The organism is Pedobacter sp. GQ55 (assembly GCF_059758925.1).
In genome coordinates this window covers 809,952-829,440 of the sequence record NZ_JCAXEI010000002.1, presented here as the reverse complement: position 1 = coordinate 829,440, position 19,489 = coordinate 809,952, and the positions used below count along the sequence as shown (strand labels likewise).

Annotated in this window: 12 protein-coding genes; 1 reads left to right on the top strand and 11 read right to left on the bottom strand. The window is 38.6% G+C overall.

Annotation, left to right across the window (positions count from 1 at the left end; all coding sequences use genetic code 11):
- Nucleotides 1-3 precede the first annotated feature (3 nt).
- The 4 genes from AC6CH7_RS08290 to AC6CH7_RS08275 all read right to left on the bottom strand — a co-directional run bounded on the left by AC6CH7_RS08290 (nt 4) and on the right by AC6CH7_RS08275 (nt 7,944).
- Nucleotides 4-369 (bottom strand): hypothetical protein, encoded by a 366-nt coding sequence (locus AC6CH7_RS08290; RefSeq protein WP_498262230.1) that lies wholly within the window; start codon nt 367-369, stop codon nt 4-6.
- A gap of 407 nt (nt 370-776) precedes the next feature.
- Complete coding sequence (locus tag AC6CH7_RS08285) at nt 777-3,206, bottom strand: phosphocholine-specific phospholipase C (RefSeq protein ID WP_498262229.1); 2,430 nt, start codon at nt 3,204-3,206, stop codon at nt 777-779.
- 75 nt (nt 3,207-3,281) lie between these two features.
- Nucleotides 3,282-4,772, bottom strand: a complete 1,491-nt coding sequence (locus AC6CH7_RS08280) for a SusD/RagB family nutrient-binding outer membrane lipoprotein (RefSeq protein WP_498262228.1) — start codon at nt 4,770-4,772, stop codon at nt 3,282-3,284.
- Nucleotides 4,773-4,800: 28 nt separating this feature from the next.
- Nucleotides 4,801-7,944, bottom strand: a complete 3,144-nt coding sequence (locus tag AC6CH7_RS08275; protein WP_498262227.1) for a SusC/RagA family TonB-linked outer membrane protein — start codon at nt 7,942-7,944, stop codon at nt 4,801-4,803.
- A gap of 227 nt (nt 7,945-8,171) precedes the next feature.
- Here AC6CH7_RS08275 and AC6CH7_RS08270 point away from each other — a divergent pair, with 227 nt between their 5' ends.
- On the top strand, nt 8,172-9,464 hold the full coding sequence (locus AC6CH7_RS08270) for a DEAD/DEAH box helicase (protein ID WP_498262226.1): 1,293 nt from the start codon (nt 8,172-8,174) through the stop codon (nt 9,462-9,464).
- Between the two features lie 10 nt (nt 9,465-9,474).
- Here AC6CH7_RS08270 and AC6CH7_RS08265 read toward each other — a convergent pair whose 3' ends face one another.
- The 7 genes from AC6CH7_RS08265 to AC6CH7_RS08235 all read right to left on the bottom strand — a co-directional run bounded on the left by AC6CH7_RS08265 (nt 9,475) and on the right by AC6CH7_RS08235 (nt 19,414).
- Nucleotides 9,475-10,875, bottom strand: coding sequence for an aryl-sulfate sulfotransferase (locus tag AC6CH7_RS08265; RefSeq protein WP_498262225.1), 1,401 nt, complete (start codon nt 10,873-10,875; stop codon nt 9,475-9,477).
- A gap of 108 nt (nt 10,876-10,983) precedes the next feature.
- Entirely contained in the window at nt 10,984-12,501 is a 1,518-nt protein-coding gene (locus AC6CH7_RS08260) for a RagB/SusD family nutrient uptake outer membrane protein (RefSeq protein WP_498262224.1), read from the bottom strand.
- A 19-nt stretch (nt 12,502-12,520) separates the two neighbouring features.
- Complete coding sequence (locus AC6CH7_RS08255; protein WP_498262223.1) at nt 12,521-15,535, bottom strand: SusC/RagA family TonB-linked outer membrane protein; 3,015 nt, start codon at nt 15,533-15,535, stop codon at nt 12,521-12,523.
- Between the two features lie 568 nt (nt 15,536-16,103).
- Nucleotides 16,104-16,913 carry a nucleoside triphosphate pyrophosphohydrolase gene (mazG, locus tag AC6CH7_RS08250; protein WP_498262222.1) on the bottom strand — a complete coding sequence of 270 codons (810 nt, stop codon included), beginning with the start codon at nt 16,911-16,913 and terminating at the stop codon, nt 16,104-16,106.
- 7 nt (nt 16,914-16,920) lie between these two features.
- Entirely contained in the window at nt 16,921-17,217 is a 297-nt protein-coding gene (locus AC6CH7_RS08245) for a hypothetical protein (RefSeq protein WP_498262221.1), read from the bottom strand.
- A 22-nt stretch (nt 17,218-17,239) separates the two neighbouring features.
- The gene (locus AC6CH7_RS08240; RefSeq protein WP_498262220.1) at nt 17,240-18,352 is read right to left on the bottom strand and encodes an AI-2E family transporter; all 1,113 of its coding nucleotides are present in this window, start codon (nt 18,350-18,352) and stop codon (nt 17,240-17,242) included.
- A gap of 108 nt (nt 18,353-18,460) precedes the next feature.
- Complete coding sequence (locus tag AC6CH7_RS08235; protein WP_498262219.1) at nt 18,461-19,414, bottom strand: aldo/keto reductase; 954 nt, start codon at nt 19,412-19,414, stop codon at nt 18,461-18,463.
- Nucleotides 19,415-19,489: the final 75 nt, after the last annotated feature.

Below are 19,489 nucleotides of genomic sequence, written 5' to 3'. Positions count from 1 at the left end.
TTATTATTTCATTCGCTTTAATCTATATTGATTTTTGTAACTAATAGTGTTTGTTAAGGTGTAGTGGTGTTCTGTAGAAGGAGATATCTTATCTAAGATCAAACTGTCGCCTTTAATCACATAGCTATAATCACCATTCAAAACTTTGTTACCCACATAATCCATTGATGCTATGTAAGCCATAGAAAATTTAATCTTTGATGAATTATCAACTTTAAATATACCAGTACCATTTGTAGCTTCATACCCGTCGCCACTAAACTTAACTTCTGTGTTAACAGATACAAGCTGATTGATTGGCCCTTCAATAAATTTTCCTGTATATGTGCCGCTAAAAACTACTTTGTCATTACTTTTTTTACAGCTCATAAATAAGCATAAGCTTAATGCAATTGGTAGTATTTGTTTGATAGACATAATAGTTGGTTTATATCTTACTATTACGCAGGGGCGATGAGAAACGCTACAAGACTACAGATATTTTTTTGATTTCTATTGGAAACAATTGAGAAATACCGAAGAAAGACTTGAAAAACACTTGAACTTAAATATGTTATAGAGATGTTTAAGCAATGTTTAAGAGATCGTTGAAATATCCTCATACATATTTCAACGATCTTCCAACCCAAGTGTTTCTCAAGCATTTCTCAATACTTTTTCAAGTGTTTTTTATGGTACTCGTCATCTCGATAGGAGAGATCTCTTGAACTTGCACAACCAAGAGATCTCTCCTATCGAGATGACGAGGGAGGTAAAGATGAAGGGGTGATGGGTTATTAAACCAAATGGCCCATTAGCGGATCGGTAAAGCTTTCTTTTAAATGTTCTGCATGCCCGGCAAATTGCTGACTATAACCCACATGTTTTTCTGAAGTTACAGTCAAATCATACCAGCTATGGCTTGATTTCAGGTCAATAGGGATAAAAATCTCTTCCTGATTTTTCTTTAAAACCGCTTTAACAGGTACTTTTTTGTAGCTGTTGTCTTTTACAGTTAAGCTAACTTGCTCACCACTGGTTATACGTTTAACGTTTAACAATACATTGCCATTCCCCCTGCTGCCATCTTTTTTACTTTGGTACATTAAAGAAACCGCAATTTTAGGATCGTTGGCACTGCCTTTATATCTGCGGTAAAAACCGTTAGCACTGTACACTTTTAAATCATAAATATCATTGTTTAATGGCCAGTTATAGTCTATAGTATCACCTGCATCAACAGTAAAGTTCCAGTTGTTATCATTAGCATATACTATAAAACCGGCACCTTTTGCCTTGTCGCCAAAGAATTTCTTCCCTGCAGTAAAGCCAATTTTAAACTGATTGTTTGCTGGGTCTAATGCGCCATGGGCATACAGCTCATATGGGATTGCGTTTGCAGGTTTAATTCCAGGTTCCTGCTTAGGTAAGTTAGGGTTGCCTTTAGGGTTTTTAATGATGCCTGCAATGGCAAGTTGATCCAGGTTTTTGAAGTTATCAGGTAGTTTGGCGAATTTCGCTTTATGGATGCTTTCGAGAAAAGGTAATCTTTCGACTGCTTTTGGCAATGGAATTTTCTCTCCATTGTATGGTCTAAATACGGAAGTTAAATCGCCGCATAGGCTTCTTCTCCACGAACTGATGTTGTCTTCGTATATCTTCTGACCGGTCTTGTGGCTTAAAAACTGCTCTAAAAACTGAATAGAAGAGGTATGGTCAAATACTTGTGAGTTTACATAACCACCTCTTGACCATGGCGAAACCACTACCATTGGAACTCTAAAGCCTAAACCTAAAGAACTTTCTCTCTCACTGTTTTTACCTTTGTAAAGATACTCAGAGCTGTTGTCTAATGATTTTGAAACAACTCCAGTTTCGGGGTTCTTTGGATCCGGAGATACAAATGGAGGCAGGTGATCAAAATATCCATCGTTTTCATCGTAAGTAAGAATAAAGATGGTCTTTTTCCATACTTCGGGGTTCTTGGTTAAAATGTCTATGGCTTCTGAAAGATACCAGGCGCCATACCAAGGCGCTCCGGGATGATCAGAGAAGTTGCTTGGTGCAACTAGCCAGGAAACGGTGGGTAATTTGCCATCGTCAACATCTTTTCGGAATTGATGCAGTACATCTCCTTTAGGGATTTGGGCAGTTCTTTTAGTGCCTTTATCATCGTAAGCGATGGTTTCAAGACTATGGAAGTCTGGATCATTTCGATTGGTTACAAATGCTCTTTTATGTAAGTCTTGCTGCTCAGGAGTTAATTTGTCAAGAGTGTTTACTTCTAAAAACTCAATTTCCTTGGTTACAAAATCAAGCTTCTTTTTTAGTTTTTCGTCTGGTTTGTCTTTTAATTTAGCTTCCAATTCGGTTTTCGCTTTACGAAGGTAAATCAGGTGTTCTGGATGTCTTTTTACATGATATTGTTTAAAAAACTCCATATCATTATCTGTGAAATTAGCCAGCCAATCGTCTTCTTCATTTTCCAGACCAACACCTACACTTAGCTCGTTTTGGTATATTTTCCAGTCTACATTGTGTTTAGACAAACGCTCCGGGAATGTGCTCCATGAAACATTTTCAGAACCGTCGATATATCCGTTAGAGTGGTGTGCGGTAGAGGTTGCGTTTTGTTCTTCACGGACTTTGCCTGTCCAGAAGAAGCAGCGGTTTGGGCTGGTTCCTGTTAGTATAGAGCAGAAATTATGGTCGCAAACTGTAAATGCATCGGCCAGGGAATAGTAGAAGGGGATGTCCTCACGATTGTAATAACCCATGGTTAATGGCATATCAGCATATTCTTTATTGCCTGATCTTTTGGCTTCCAGCCACCCGTCGTATTTGCCGTTGTTACGGGCATCTACCTGGTTTTCCCAGGAGTGTGGAAGAGCGCTCATCCAGGTTGCTTTTGTATCTTTAATGTTTAATCTGAATGGGGCATAGGTTTGGCCTTTTTTATTGCTTTGCAACCATACAGGGTATTGGTTAGGCAGGGCAATGGCTCTGGGATCGTTAAAGCCCCTAACACCTTTAAGTGTGCCAAATGCATGGTCAAAAGACCTGTTCTCTTGCATCAAAAATACCACATGTTCTGCATCTAAAAAGGTACTGCCCACTTTAGGGTCTATTGCCATAGCTCTTTGTATTGATGGCGGTAAGATGCCAGCTATGCCTAGCGCACCGGTTAGTAAGGTTGCTTTCTTGATAAAGTCTCTTCTGGTTTCCATTTTAGTGTGTTATAATAAAAGGATTGGTTAGCCTAAACTAATCAATCCTTTGAATAAATTATAAAGAATATGAGCTTATTTTACCCACCAAACTTGTTGGTTAATCTTATCGTTTCCGGCACCAAACTGGGTTTCAATTGCTTTTGAAACATTGTCTCTGTTGTTGTCGTATTCCGATTGAGGATAAATCCAACGGTAAGGAACGGTAACACCAGCAGGGCGACGGAATTCAGGATATCCTGTTCTAAGGTTGTCGTAAAATGCACTCCATCCCGATTGGAAAAACGTTCTTAAATACTTTTGAGTAATTATCTGCTCCATTTTCTGGGCAGTTGTGGTGCTCAATGCAAAGTTGTTTACCGGCAATGCTAAGTATTCATTTGCTTTTTCTTCTGTTAAGTAAGCTTCGTAGCCTTTAACATAGGTTTGGTAGAATTTAAAGGATGCCTTTACGCCATTTTTATAATGTTGGTTGGCATCGCCCGAAATCCAGTTTCTTACAATTCCTTCGGCAATAATAAATTCCTGTTCCGAGTAGCCCATTAGTACTAATGGCTCATTTGTAGGATTGCTTGGAAAGCGGTCGTTCACTTTAGATACCTTGCCTGCTGCGGCTTTTATACTGGTTTCTGCATATGGCGCTGCAGGATCTCCGCCTTCGTATGAAGTAAAATCATTAATTGGTTTACCCGCCTCTTTACCAATTTTTGTTTGCGTACAATACAAGAATAAGCGCGGGTCTTTTCTGTTCTGCAAGTGCTCTATAAAAGTAGATGCCATGAACATACCAGATCCGAATCCGCTTGAGTTGAACTCTGGATAGCGGTTTCCTTCCTGATCTAAAAAGATCAGTTGGCCATCGCCATCGGCTTCAGTATTGCCTAAAATAGGCTCGCTTTGTACAATCTGAGCAAAGGTTTCCTTAACTTTCAGGTCGTTGTCGCTTTCTTTTTTCGATAAGGTCATTAACACCTTTAATCTGAAAGAGTTAACTAGTCTGCGCCATTTAGCCGCATCGCCTTTGTAAATGATATCGCCGGCAATGATCACGTTTAAGCCTTTAAGCATGTTGTTTGCCTCATCAAGTTCCTTAAGGATACCTTGAAACACGGTTTTCTGGCTGTCGTAAACAGGTGGCATATAACCTGCCTGATCTTCTCCTTTCAGGGCTTGATTGTAAGGGATATCACCGAAAGTAAGGGTCAGGTTGTAAAAGTAGTAAGCTCTAAAAAATTTGGCTAAGGCGATGTAAGAGTTGTCGTTAATACGACCGGCTTCTTCTATCATCTTGGTCACATTTCTAAGAGAGGAGTAGGGTGCAAAATCACCTCTTCCCCATTTAAAATACTGGCCTTCACTTTCGCCGTCTGTTTGCACAAGCATACGGGTTGCGTACAAAGGCGAGGTACCGCTGTAGGCACGGAAGGTATCCCATTCAATTTTGGTAAGCAAAAGCTGCGGGTGGGTTTGGGTAGGTTTGTTAGGATCTATGTTCATCAAATCCTGGTCCTTGCAGGATGAGAGAAGGATTGCCCCAGCTATTAAACTATATATTAATTTTTTCATTGTTCTGTTGTTTTAAAGATGTTTGCTGTTAAAGTTTTACGCTTAATGAGAAACCGATAAATCTTGCAGATGGATCTTGCAGGTTATCGTCATTACCGTAATCAGGATCTAGTAATGGCATTTTCTTCCACATTAAAGGGTTGTAGCTGTAGGCCGATACGTGAACTGATTTTAAGCTGCCCATTTTTATAACCTTTGCAAGGTCGTAGCCTACAGATATTCTTCTTAACTTGAAGAATGAGCGATCAAAAACGTTAGCAAATTTCTTGTTCTCTTCTTCAGTAACTCGAGCCTGGTATGGATAGATCTGACTCCAGGTTTGCCAGTTTACCGCAGTTGTGTTTTTCTTATAAGTACGTGTATCAGAAAGTACATTTCCGTTTACGTCTCTTTTAAGCTCTCCACCAGTAATTACTACACCTTCGGGGATGTAGATTGCTTTTCCGGCTGCGTATTCTGCATCTCTGAATTCAACAGAGCTTGGATGTTTACCACCCCACCACATTTTTTCGATGGTTACAGAGCGCATAACTCCGCCCCATGCTCCATCGATATCGATGTTTACATCAAAACCTTTTATCATGAACTTGTTTTGTAAGCCCAGACGCCAGCTCGGATCGCTATGGCCAAGGTTTACGTTGAAGTTATCTCTGGTAGGCAAACCAGTATTTGGATCAAGAATTACCTCGCCTGTGGCGCTTTTTTGCCATACTGTTCCGTAGAAGCTATCTGCTCTTTCGTTTAATTTCAGATCGCCAAACTTAGCCTGGTTGTTATAGATTTCCGTTAATTTCTTTACAGAAGTACTCCAGTTTGCGGCAATATCCCAGCTAAAGTTCTGGCTTTTTACAGCGCTATAATTAGCCATTATTTCCAAACCCTGAGTTTTGTATTTGTTGCCGTTTACCTTACGTGTTTTAAAGCCGGATGCCTCTGATGTACTTAAATCTATAATCTGGTTTTCATCAATCACATTATAGTAAGTAAATTCTAAGCCTATTTTTTTTACCAGTGAGGTTGATAGACCAACTTCGTAAGATGTAGATTTTTCTGGATTGATATTAGGGTTGATGATCCCGTTAGGGTAAGTAACTGATGGTGTTGATCCGTAGGTTACGTCTTTTGTGTAAGTAGAGCTGACGCTATACGGAGCAAGATCGTTTGATACTTTGGCCCATGAGGTATAAAGTTTAAGATAATCTAAGGCTTTAGGCATTTTAATATAATCCGAAACCATAGTACTTAAAGATGCAGATGGGTAGAAGTATGATCTGTTTTCTTTTGCAAGGGTTGATGACCAGTCATTTCTGCCGGTTACGTTTAAGTAAACCGCATTAAACAAATCGAAATTTGCTGATCCGTATACACTTCGGATAGATTTCTTTTCGAGGTAGTTTGTTGCTTGTACGGGGCCCTGGGTATTGTTTAAGCTATAAACAAAAGGTACAATTAAACCATCACTTGATGCGTATTCTTGTTGTATGTCTCTATTGAAAGTGGATGCACCCGCATTTAAAGTGAAGTTTAGATCTTTAGAGATCTCTTTATTATATGAGGCAAGGAAATCCAGATCGACATTCATTTGTGAATTGTTCCACATTTTGTAATCGCCATTTCTTGAATCGCCGTAGTTCATGTACGATTTAGGGCTTTTCATGTTATCGAACGATTTGTTTTCACGGCCCGAAGCTCTTGCCTGCAAACTCAACTCAGGCGTTACCTGCCATCTAAGTTTTGCCTGTGCATTTAATACATTTCTATCTGTTGCTTGTGTAAGTTCTTCTGAAGCAAAATATGGGTTGTTGTACCAGGCGTAGTTATAGTTTGCCTGTCTGTAACCTTCCATGCCTGGAACATACATATGGTCTCTAAGGTCTTTGCCGTTTACGTCGTCGCCCATCCATATCAAAATGGTGTACATATGGTTTTTAGGTCCGTATCCGTAACGTGGGTAGTTTGGAGAGCTAACTGTGTTGTAAGATAGGGTAGCGTCTAATTGAAGATTACTGGTAAGGTTAAATGAAGAGTTAAAGTTCATACCACCTGTTGTAAGTGAGGTATTTGGCACCTGACCTCTTTGATATGAATATTTACCTGAGGCATAAAATTGTGCTTTGGCACCTTTATAGGCTACCGAGAAATCGTTATTGGTTACTATACCGGGTCTAAGAAAATCGTTTAGGTTGTCGTGTCTAACCCAATCGGTAGGTACTCTTTCGTATTTAGATTTATCGTCATAAATAGTTCCTTTAACATTTCCGTACCATTGTATGGTTTCTCCGGTTTGCTTGTTTCTGATAGGGCTGTTCCATTGTGCTATTTTAACCCCTGGTTGAAATTTAGGCCCCCAAATCATATCACCATCAGAGATACCGCCATCTTCACCATCCCAGAATTCGTATTTACCGTTAGAGCCGTTTCCGTATTCGGTTTGTGTTTTCGGGAATACAGTGAAACCAGCAGTAACCATATTGTTGGTGTTGATGTTGATTTCAAGCCCGTCTTTTTCAGCATTTTTAGTAGTGATTAAGATCGCACCATTTTTACCTCTGGAACCGTACAAAGCTGATGCAGTGGTACCTTTTAATACGTTTATATTGGCAATGTTATCACCAGAAACATCAAAAAAGTCTGTTTCGACAGGGACGCCATTAATTACAATAAGTGGGTTTTTACCTCTTAAAGAAAAGCCTGGTGCCTGGAACATCCCCGTAGGGTTATTTACCGTTAAACCGGCAACTTGTCCGGATAGGGCATTACCGATGTTCATTGTTTTTGATTCTGACAATACATCTAATTTTACCTCCTGCGTGGCATAACCAATTTTTTTCTTTTGTTGCTTAATACCAATTGCAGTTACTACTACCTCGCCAAGTGTTTTAGAATCTTCCTGTAAGGTAATATCGAGCTGAGTTTTACCTGCTACATCCGCGTTTTGAGAAATATAGCCGAGGTAAGTAAAAATAAGTGTAGCATCGGCAGCTGCCGGAATGCTGTATTTCCCTTCGAAATCTGTAACTGTTGCTTTTTTTGTATTTGCTACACTTACACTAACGCCTGGTATGCCTACGCCCCTGGTGTCTTTTACGACCCCCTTAATTAAATTTTGTGCTATGGCTGCCTGAGCGAAGAAGAGGCATATAACACTAAATAAAAGTAGTTTTCTTTTCATGTTTGAGTTTGATTTTTACAGCGCAAAGCTAGATCAGTGCTGTAAAATCAATATGAAAATGGGATTATGGTTTTGTGATTTTGATATGCAGGAGATGCGTTGCTTATAACTTAAAGATTATGGATTAAACTAATTGTTAACTATGTATTAGCTTTCTGTTTTCTATGAATAGCGATGTTGTTTTATTTCCGTAAATTTGCGCCATTATAATTTAATATTAGGAAACTGTGTCGTTAGATAAATTAAAACTAAGCAAGTCGCTGGTAACAGCAATGAATGATGCCGGATATATATCTGCTAAAGAAATTCAGGCAAAAACGATGTCCAGGATAATTGGCGGACAAGATATTATTGCTGTTGGACCTGAAGGCTGTGGCAAAACCACAACCTACGTGCTTGGCGTTTTAATGCGTTTAAAATACAGTACTGATGAGGCTCCTAAGGTATTGATTCTGGTTCCGGATCAGGAACGTGTGCTTGCAGTAATTGAAGAGTTCAGGCTTTTAAGCAAAAACCGTAATCTGCGTATTATTGGTTTGTACGGTACAGGGGGCATGGATGAGGTGATTCAGGAACTGCTTGATGGTATTGACATTGTTGTTGCCACCCCTACCAGAGCACGTGCGGTATATTTAAAACTTGGCCTTAACTTAAACAGGTTACAGATGCTGATAGTTGATGATGCTGAAGTGATTGTAAAGCAAGGCATGCAATTGCCGGTTTGTGAATTGGCAAGAAGTGCGGGTAAAGTTCAGCATTTGATTTTTACTACAGTAGTTCACGATAAATTAAACCTGATGATTGATCAGTTTATGAATTTTCCTACTACTTTGGAGGTTGAAGATCTAGGAGAGAGTAAGGCAATAACGCATGAGCTTTTGCTATATCAGGTGCCTAATTTTAAAACCAAGGTGAACTTACTGAACCTGTTGTTGCGTGATGATGAGGTGTTTGATAAGGTTGTAGTTTTTGTGAATTCGAGATTAACGGCACAGAAACTGGGTAAAACTTTACACTCGGCCAAACCAGGTGAGGTTTCTGTATTGAATCCGTTGTTTTTTGATGAAGAGGGTTTTGATCATATAGAAGATTTTAAAGAAACCCCTGAGGCAAGGGTTTTAGTTATAGCAAATGAGGGATCTGCAAATGTAGACTTATCGGGCATTCCATTTTTATTCCACTTTGAGGTTCCTGAACAAAAGGAATTGTTTTTAAGTAGGGTTGTAAAATCGGGACCGGAAGAGATTGTGGCCATTACTTTTGCTACTGATATGGAACTGGTAGATTTAAGGAAGATTGAGCAGTCGTTAGGAGCTAAAATTCCGGTTATGGATTTGCCTGAAGATTTGGTGATTGATAAAGTTGCTAAAGCCTCTACTAAAATTAAAACAGTAAAAGAAACCGTTGAAGCTCCCAAAGGTGGTGGTGCTTTTCATGATAAAAAAGAAAGCAACACGAAAGATTACAACTACGGAATAGGGCAGAAAGCTAAAATGACAATGAAAAAGAAACACGGTTAATTATACCGTGTTATTCTATATAGGGTGCTAACTTTTCTTTAGGTATAAACTCTACACGATAAGGCATAATACTACTTTTGAGCATCCAAAGGAAAGTTCCTTTAAAGTTGGTAAGTACTACAGTATGTCTTTTTGAGGTACATTGTAAAATTGTAGTATCAGCTATCAGGTAAGAGCTTCCCATGCGATCGTTATAGATTTCCTGTGGAAGTTTTGTTTCGGTAACCAGTTGAGCTGTCTTATTGCCTTCGTTTAACTTAAATATCAGTGTTCGGGATAGTTTTTTACTGGTGCCATTATCGAACAGCATCAGGTTACCCTGATTGTTCATGTGAACGGAATGACCCTGGTCAAAGGTGCTTCCTTCAGGCATTTTAAAGTCGCCATCTTTACCGAATTTCCAGATCACTTTACCGGTTTTGGCGTCTATTTTCCAGATTTGTCCATTGTTATAAAAGGAGATGATGTAATTGCCATCCTTATCGAAGTTTAAGCTGTTTGCATGCATCCAGTCTTTCCTATCTCTCATTAAATTTTTGTCCTTTAAAGGATCAAGCTCGTCAAATACTTTCCAGCTCCATACTTTCTTGCCATTCCTGTCCAGTACTAAAATACCATCGCTCTTAACGGTATCTTGTTTACTGCCACCATATTTACTAAGGTCCATTATCTTTTGTTCTACACACAAGGTAACTACCTGATTTTGCTTGTTTAATATAATTTCGTGATGTATGGTTTGCTTAAAATCCTTTTCACCTTTTTTGAGATGAAGCAGGGTATCGCCATTTAAAGATACCTCCAGTATTTCATTGCCATAACTGGTTGGGTACTCATCATTACCAAGAATAGAAAGCAGGGTTTTGTTTCGGGTAAAATGAGTGGTTTTAAAGCCTGTTCCATCTACCTGATGGTACCATTTTATTGTGCCTTTGGCATCTATGATGAAAATGATGCCGGGTATTTCTCTTCTGTAAATGAGCATATAGCCTTCTTTGAAAGAGGTAGGGATTACTTTAGGATCAGGGGCGTAAACTTTAAAGAAGTCCTGTATCCACATTGGGAAGTCCGTTGTTTTAAAGTCGTAGGTTTTGCTTTTGGCTTCGCATTTACTGGCCTGTGTAATTACACGATATTGATATTCTTGTTTGGGATTTAAGTTGGTCATCACGATGCGATGATGCTTTTTGTTGACCGAAACAGGAGTTCTTGTTATTTGCTTTTCTTTTCCCTTTGGCCAATATTCGATGGAAACATTTAAAGAGGTTTTGAGTTCTACATCGGCATGTACCTTTAAGCTATTCCTATCTGGAGCGCTGAGTTTTATCTCTATAATTTGTTGCTCGCACTGGTTAGAACAGGCACTTAACAGAAATAAAAAGAATAGGGGAATCAGTCTCTTTATGAATTGCATATGAATAGTTTTTTAGCTGTAGTACAAGGTAATATGAAAATGTATAGAAACAAAAAACGGGATACAATACCGCGTAGGTTGCTGTATCCCGATTAAATTTATTAATTATTAAAGTCTTCCTGCATTGTTCAGGTTCGGATTTAAATCGACCTGAGTTTGAGGATAAGGGAAATATTTGTGTTTGGCAATATCTATAGAAGCTGGTTTGCCAACTGATTTCAGATAAGAATTAACTACTTCCTGATATTTGCCCATACGGATTAAATCTGCTCTGCGTTTGCACTCAAAGAAGAATTCCCAACCGCGCTCCTGTAAGATCTTGTCGCGAAGGCTATCTTTAGTATAAGTGCCCGGGGCGCCAAGTAGGGTTGCTTTTGAACGTGCTTTTACAGAGTTAATCAAGTCAATACTTGCCTGTGTAGGCCCGTTTACTTCGTTTAATGCTTCTGCTTTGCAAAGTACAATATCTGCGTAACGCAGAATTGGAATACCGTGACCATCATAATAGGTTTTAGAGCCAGCCGGATCTGCATATTTTTTAGTAGCAACATCTGGTAAGTAGTATTTGCCTTCTGGCGGGGTAGTTTGGCCGGCAGGTGCTTGCATATACTGTAAGCCGTCAGTGCCTTTATAGCTATAAAAGAACATTTCACGACGCTCATCATTTGGTGCATACGAGTTCCAGAAACTCCAGCTTACAGCATAGTACTGCCAGCGATCTGTTACAAGCGGATTGTTTAAAGGACCAAAGTGGTTCATTAACTCTGTTCCATCATTCAGGGCATCAGCTAGTGCACTAAAAATAGATTCTTTACACCATTTGTTGCTTTCTGCAAAAAGCCCTGCATAGGTTGGATATAACTCGTACTGGTGTAAGTCTTCTATCTTTTGAATGGTTTCTAAAGCTTTTTGCCACTGATGCTCGCGCATGTACAGTTTGGTAAGTAAAGAAAGGGCCGCACCTTTAGTAACACGACCCACATCATTAGTAGGGTAAATTGCTTTTCCTTCGTAATTTACAGGCAGGTTTGCCGCTGCGCTTTCTAAGTCGTTTATTAAGAGTGTGTTGATGGCTTCCAGACTTGCCGGTGTTGTTTTAGCAGAATAGTCAGGATTTTTCATTTCTTCCTCTGTTATAAGAATAACAGGGCCAAATTCATCAGTTAAATCAATATAAGCCAGGGCCCTTAGAAACTTAATCTCTGAAAAATATTGATTTGTTTCTGCCTCAGTTAGTGTTTTGATCTTAGGGATATTAACTAAGGCGTTATTTGCGTCAGCAATCAGTTTGTATTGATGCTGGTAAGCAAAGTTCAGATACTTGTTGTTAGTAGACCATTGTGCATCTGAAAGTTGTGAAATATCTCCAGATTGAAAAGAGTGACCAATATCTGTTGTAAAGTCTGTAATGGCCATTTGGAAGCCAGCGTAGTATTGGTATGAGTCACTAATTCCACTTGGCTGTTTCAGCCTGGCGTAAACTCCGTTTACAGCAGCTACTGCATCTGCTTTTGTTTGAAAAGCATTAACTTCTGTAAGTATGCTATATACGTTAGGCTCTGCAGTGTTTTTACATGAAGCAAGACCTATTAAACAAGCTGATAATAAAATTATAGTACGTTTCATAATTGACAATTGTAATAGGTTAGAAATTTAATTTAAGACCAAGAGTAAATGATCGGTAAGCAGGGTAGGCATTGAAATCTAGACCAGCTCTTAAGTTTGAGTTACCAGCGTCGTTAGTGCTTACTTCTGGGTCAGGACCAGAGTAATTGGTGATCGTAAATATGTCCTGAGCTGTGAAATAGATTTTAGCTTTACTAACCCCTTTTAAGAACCCGATTTTTGAAGTAGGGATGTTATAACCGATAGTTAGGTTTTTTAACTTAACATACGAAGCATCTTCAACAAATCTGGAGTTGATATAACCACCATATTTTGAAGTAAAGTATCCGTTTCTTGGAATATCAGTATTGTTGTTTTGAGGAGTCCAGCGCTGTAACGCATCTGTACCTGTGTAGGTTTCCAATAACAATCGATTCATGTTGTAAAGATCGGCACCAAAAGCTCCCTGGAAGAATACACCTAATTCAAATCCTTTGTAAGTGAAACTGTTGTTGAAACCCAATACATAGTGAGGGTATGCATTACCTAAGATCTGACGGTCATCGGCAGTAATGGCTCCGTCGCCATTTAGATCTTTATATTTAGGATCACCTGGTTTAGAAAGTGGCTGTGGAGCATAAACTTCACCGGTTTTAATAACACCATCATAAACATAGCCATACAGTTCACTCAATTCTCTTCCTACTACCAATTTTGTGAAATCAGCTGCAGGAACGCTCCCATCTGGATTAGATGTTTGTGAAATGATATAAGGTCTGCCAAATAAGTCTGTAGCTTTTTGTTTGTTATAAGCAATGTTTAAAGTAGTATTCCAGGTCATGTTATCAGTCTCAACATTTCTGGTGTTTATTGAGAGTTCCACACCTTGATTCTGTAACTCGCCGGCATTTACTGTTTGAACTGTAAATCCAAACTCCTGCGGAACTGGAATATCCAATAAAAGATCTGTTGTTGTTTTGTGATAGTAATCTGCGGTAACATTGATACGGTCATTTAAAAAGCCCATGTCTATACCAGCATCAAACTGGTAATTACTTTCCCATTTTAAATCTGGATTTGGTAAACGTGTAGCTACTAAACCACCATATAGGTCACTTTCTTCGCTAAGTGATACTCCGGTAGGCCCATATGTACTCATGTAAATATAGTTTGCAATCCTGTCGTTACCAGTTACACCGTAACCTGCTCTAACTTTTAAGTTAGAGAATACGGTATTATTTTTCATAAATTCTTCGTCGCTAACTCTCCATGCCAATGATCCGGAAGGGAAATAACCCACTCTGTTTTTTGTAGGGAATTTTGAAGATGCATCCTGACGTAAAGTGAAAGTAGCAAGGTACTTGTCTTTTAGTGCGTAGTTTAAGCGACCAAAATAAGAGTATCTGATCTCTTCTTCTTTGTTAGTGATTGCGCCAATTCTTTCGGAGCCGGCAGAAAGATTGTTATAAAGATATTTATCGGTAGTGAAATTTTGTACCTGCGTGTAGTGTCTTTCGTTTTGGTCAAATTGATATGAAAAACCAGCAAGGGCAGCAAACGAATGGATGCCATTAAATACCTTCTTATAATTAAGATAAGTTTCGATCAGGTTACGGGTTGCATTTAGTTCGTTAACTGAGGCTTGTCCTTTTACTTTTTCACCCGAAACAAGTGTAGTAGGCAAATAAGTTCCTTCTTTGGTAGCTGAAAACTCTGTGCCTGCATTTACACGCAAGTTAAGGCCATCAATGATTTGAAGTTCACCAAAAATGTTGGCTGTCATTTTATTGTTGTAACGATCGTTTGTTGGTTCAAGTAACCATGCCAACGGATTATCTCTTCCGTTTCTACGTGCATAAGTTCCATCAGCATTATATGGAGCAATAGCCGGGGAAGAAAAAAGGACACCGTATAAAACGTTAGAAGGTACTATATTCCCATCGTAAGTTTTGAACTCTGAGAATGATCTGGCTGCATAAATATTAGCTCCGGTAGTAAATCTCTTGCCAACTTTGTGATCGATATTGAAACGACCTGAGTAACGGTTGAAATCTGTTTTCTTTAAGGCTCCCACTTGTCCGAAGTAATTTCCTGAAATGGAAATCCTTGTGTCTTCATTACCACCGGTTATGCTTAAGTTATGGCTTTGCACACTTGCATTTCTTGTAGCAAGGCTAAACCAATCAGTATTGGTATTGCTTGCAAGATCAGCAGCAGTATACTCAGGTGGATTGCCCTGTTCTATTGCTTTGGCATTAGTAATAGCCTTGTAATCGGTAGCATTCATCAATTCTGGCTTTTCTTTAATTCTTTGAGTTCCATAGTAGCTTTCTAATTCTACTACAGATTTGCCAGCCTTACCTCTTTTTGTGGTAATCATTACTACACCGTTTGCTCCCCTTGAACCATAAATAGCGGTTGCAGAGGCATCTTTAAGGATTTGAATGTCTTCAATATCACTTGGTGCAATATCTTTACCATTATCCGTAATGAAACCATCTACTACATATAGCGGTTCGTTTGTAGATTTAATGGAGTTACCACCCCTGATACGGATAAGGGTAGAACCGCCCGGAGCGGAACTTGCCTGGCTTACCTGTACACCCGAAGCACGACCCTGAATGGCTTGTGCAACGTTTGAAGTAACACCCCCTAAGTTTAAACTCTCTTTTGAAATAGAGCTAATTGCACCGGTTAGGTCTTTCTTTTTTGATGTACCGTAACCCACTACAACAACCTGTTCCAGGTCATTTTGGGATTCTTTTAGCGTAACATTTATTTGTGTTTTAGATCCAACAGCAAATTCCTGAGAATCGAAACCGATAAACGAGAATTGCAGAATGCTTTGTGCATCTGGTGCGGTAAGGGCATAATTACCGGAACCATCGGTAAGGGCACCTACTTTGCCACCTTTTACTTTGACACTAACTCCCGGGATGCCTTCTCCTTTGGCATCCGAAACTTTTCCGCTTACTTTAATCCCGGTTTGGGCATAACCCTCTATAGAGAGGAGAAATGTTATTAATAATGAAAATAGTAGAAATTTAGATTTCATATTTATTGGTTTATATGTTTATTGTTTTAGTTTTAAAAGAAAGAGGACAGATGTTAGGTATGTTCTTGTTAAAAAACAAGGCGCAACAAGATTTTTGCACGGGTAGAAATGAAAAAAGTCAATAAGGAGAGCCCTATGAAATTTCATTATCATTTTAGTTTTGTTTAGTTTTTCCCAATCAGATTTACGCTTGTGAGAACACAAACTGATTTAAAGTATTAAGAGTGAAGGTAGAGCTAAAAACAGTTAGGAACTGTTCAATTGTAACGTAAAAATTGCGCAAACGTTTGTTCTGGGAATTTTTTACTGATTTACTATCGAAATTTAATAAGTGATTAATTTAACGTTAAATTAATCACTTTCTGTAAACAGTTATGTTGTCTGAATATTAAGGCTTTTTTTAAGTTTTAACGCTAAATAGGAGGTTTTATCTCTTTTTTAAAAGAGAAATAGGTGCTTAAACTGAGGTTAGGTCTATTCGATTTTTATATTTCCTATAAGTGTCAGTATGTCAGATTGTTAGTTTGAGTGCAAACGATTGATATGCTTTTTTAGTAAAATGAAATTGTTATTTTAAGCTCTTGGCCTCATTCCAATAAATATCCATTTCTGCCAATGTCATATCATTAAGTGCCTTGCCATTTTCTTTGGCTTTGCCTTCCAAATATTGGAAGCGTTTTATGAATTTCTTATTGGTTTTTTCTAATGCGTTCTCAGGATTGATGTTAATGAAACGAGCGTAATTAATTAAGGAGAACAGTAGGTCGCCAAATTCACTTTCTGCTTTTTCTATATCTATAGCGGCACCATCCACTACGTTATACTCATTTTTAAATTCCTGTAATTCTTCTTCAACCTTTTCCCAAACCTGTTCCTTGTTGTCCCAGTCAAAGCCAACACCTCTTGCTTTTTCCTGAATGCGACTTGCTTTTACTAAAGAAGGCAGGCCAGCGGGTACTCCGGATAAAACAGATTTGTTTCCTTCTTTAAGCTTGAGTTGCTCCCAGTTGCGTTTTACATCGTGCTCATCCTGCACCTCAACATCTCCATAGATGTGCGGGTGCCTGCTAATTAATTTATCACATACACTGTTCAGTACATCAATTATGGTAAAGTCATTCGTTTCTGAAGCTATGCGCGCGTAAAAAACAAGGTGCATCATTACATCTCCCAGTTCTTTTTTTACCTCATCCAAGTCTCCTTCAAGTATAGCGTCAGATAGCTCATAGGTTTCCTCAATGGTTAAATGTCGCAGGGTTTCCATGGTTTGCTTTTTATCCCATGGGCATTGTGTGCGTAATGTATCTAACACAGTAAGTAGTCGTTGAAATGCGGAGGCAGGATCGTTTGCAGTAACAGGAGGTATATTATTAGGCATTGGGTGTTTATTTTATGACGTTAAAGGTAACCATCATTGTGGTTAAAAAAAGAACAACAAGACCTAATAAAAATATAATATCGGCAGCCCGCTCTAAAGGATAGTTCGAAGGACCTCTTCTTTTCATGGAGAGAAATGATAGAATGCAGGCCGTCATAAATAATATAATTGCAAGCGCTGTTGTTTCATCAATGATCGTTCTGTCGCTCATTTTTGCGACCTTAAGAGATGTCAATACAATAAAGCACAAACCCAGTAAGGTTGCAGAGGTATTAAGGATATGTGGCGTTCTATTTTCGGGCATTTATCATGCTATTAAATTTATTTTATTCTTGTTCTTCGAGCTTAATATTCTTGGTGATTCGATATATCTTGCGCTTTTTATGTGGTCTTTCTTCTCCGCCAAGTAATACTCCCCATGGCTTTAAAGAATCTACACGATCAAATATAATTTTTAGCATTGCCATGTATGGAATACATAGGAACATACCTGATATGCCCCATATCATTTCACCTACTACTATACCTATAAAGGCAAATAAGGCATTTATTTTTACTTTTGAACCTACAACTAAAGGCATTAATACATTGCCGTCGAGCGCATGAACACCTGCGTATGCAACTACTACAAGTAGCATTTTTGCTGCACCTGCGGTAGCAAAGGTGATCAGTGCGCTGATCAATAAGGCGGTAAAGATGCCTATATAAGGAATGATGTTAAAAATACCTGCAATTAGACCAAGTAAAATCGCATACTTTACATTTAATATCCAAAGAACTAAGATCATTAATAAGGTAACAATAAGCATTTGCAGAAATAATCCTGTGATATATTTTTTGATGATGTATTGTATACGCCTTACAATTTCTCCTACTTTATCCGCATGTTGTTCTTCAAACACAGCGGTTAAAAAGGTGAAAAGTACTTTGCGATAATTTAAGATGAAGAAGGTAAAAAGTAGTAGGAAAGATAGAAAAAGCAGGGTTGAGGATAGGGTAAGTAATGTAGCACCTAAAACAGTTGCACTGGTGGAAAGTGCAGCACTGGTACTATCTCTTAAATAATCTATTTGTTTTTTTGTATTGATGTTAAAGGTATTGGAAATCCAGTTCTGGATGTCGTGAAAAGAAGTCTCCCCCTGCTTTTTAAGTGCAGGCCAGTCTTGCCAAAGATCAGTAAGTTGGTTTGCCAGAAAATACAATACGCTTGATATAAAAGCAATCATAAGTATCACAGATACGATTGAAGCTAGGCTCCTTTTAAAGCGCCATTTTTGTTCCAGGAAATTAGAAAGTGGCAGTAACAGTAATGCCAGCAAGAATGAGGTTAGTAACGGCGCAAGTAGTGTTTGCCCTAAAATGGCGAGGTACCCTAAACAGATGATTGCAAATAGTACCAAAGCAAGTTTAGCGTAAAAAGGGAGCGTGATGTTTCTCATAGATGATTTATTAAGGCAGTTGGAAAAATTTAACATAGGAAAATTAACTAAAAACAAACGCCCTGCCAAATATTTAGCAGGGCGTTTGTTTTTATTAAAGAATTAAGGTTATTCCCAGGCACTGGCTTCGTCAAGGATCGCGATATCCTCTACATTTAGTTTTAATGTTGCGGCTTTTTTAAGGTCTGCCAGTTGGTCTAAACTGGTTACACTTGCAATTGGTGCAGTTATGGATGGACGGGCAATAAGCCAGGCCAGCGCTATACTTGCTTGATCTGCGCTATATTGTTCTGATACATCATCAAGAGCCTTTAAAATTTTAAACCCTCTTTCATTCAAATAATTTTTAACTGCGCCACCTCGCTGACTTTTGTTAAGGTCTGCTTCTGAACGGTATTTTCCTGTTAAGAAACCGCTTGCCAGAGCATAGTAGTTAATTGTACCCAAATTGTTATCCTGTACAATTTGTTCGAAGTTTTTTTCGTAACCCTCACGTTGGTATAAGTTGTATTCTGGTTGTAAGGTTTGATATTTAGGCAGATTGAATTTTTTTGCTATTTCCAGTGATTCAGTTAAGCGTTCTGGCGATAGGTTGGAAGCGCCAATCCACCGAACCTTGCCTTCTTTTATTAATTGATGATACGCCTCAAGTGTTTCCTGAATTGGTGTGTCAAGATCATCGTAATGAGATTGATAAAGATCTATGTAGTCTGTTTTTAATCTTTTTAAAGAATCTTCTACCGCCTGAAAGATATACTTTTTAGATAAGCCCTTTTTATCGGGACCCATTGGGGCACCAACTTTTGTGGCAAGTATAATTTTATCTCTGTTATTTCTCTGCGACATCCAGTTTCCGACTATTGTCTCAGATTCGCCACCAGTGTTTCCGGGTACCCAGGCAGAATATACATCTGCCGTGTCTATAAAGTTAAAGCCTGCATCGGTAAAGCCATCAAGTATTTCGAATGATTTCTTTTCATCCGCGGTCCAGCCAAATACGTTTCCCCCAAAGGCTATTGGGTAAACAAACAAATCGGAGTTTCCTAATTTTCTTTTTTTCATTGCTGTAATTTCTTGTTGTTACTTACTTAACAAATTTAACAGCATGGTGTTTCTAATAGAGTCGGTGATTTGTAA

What these genes read in the sequence shown, in the direction of transcription:
- AC6CH7_RS08290 (WP_498262230.1), bottom strand. Translation starts at nt 369, where the DNA reads ATGAGCTGTAAAAAAAGTAATGACAAAGTAGTTTTTAGCGGCACATAT.
- AC6CH7_RS08285 (WP_498262229.1), bottom strand. Translation starts at nt 3,206, where the DNA reads ATGGAAACCAGAAGAGACTTTATCAAGAAAGCAACCTTACTAACCGGT.
- AC6CH7_RS08280 (WP_498262228.1), bottom strand. Translation starts at nt 4,772, where the DNA reads ATGAAAAAATTAATATATAGTTTAATAGCTGGGGCAATCCTTCTCTCA.
- AC6CH7_RS08275 (WP_498262227.1), bottom strand. Translation starts at nt 7,944, where the DNA reads ATGAAAAGAAAACTACTTTTATTTAGTGTTATATGCCTCTTCTTCGCT.
- AC6CH7_RS08265 (WP_498262225.1), bottom strand. Translation starts at nt 10,875, where the DNA reads ATGCAATTCATAAAGAGACTGATTCCCCTATTCTTTTTATTTCTGTTA.
- AC6CH7_RS08260 (WP_498262224.1), bottom strand. Translation starts at nt 12,501, where the DNA reads ATGAAACGTACTATAATTTTATTATCAGCTTGTTTAATAGGTCTTGCT.
- AC6CH7_RS08255 (WP_498262223.1), bottom strand. Translation starts at nt 15,535, where the DNA reads ATGAAATCTAAATTTCTACTATTTTCATTATTAATAACATTTCTCCTC.
- mazG (WP_498262222.1), bottom strand. Translation starts at nt 16,913, where the DNA reads ATGCCTAATAATATACCTCCTGTTACTGCAAACGATCCTGCCTCCGCA.
- AC6CH7_RS08245 (WP_498262221.1), bottom strand. Translation starts at nt 17,217, where the DNA reads ATGCCCGAAAATAGAACGCCACATATCCTTAATACCTCTGCAACCTTA.
- AC6CH7_RS08240 (WP_498262220.1), bottom strand. Translation starts at nt 18,352, where the DNA reads ATGAGAAACATCACGCTCCCTTTTTACGCTAAACTTGCTTTGGTACTA.
- AC6CH7_RS08235 (WP_498262219.1), bottom strand. Translation starts at nt 19,414, where the DNA reads ATGAAAAAAAGAAAATTAGGAAACTCCGATTTGTTTGTTTACCCAATA.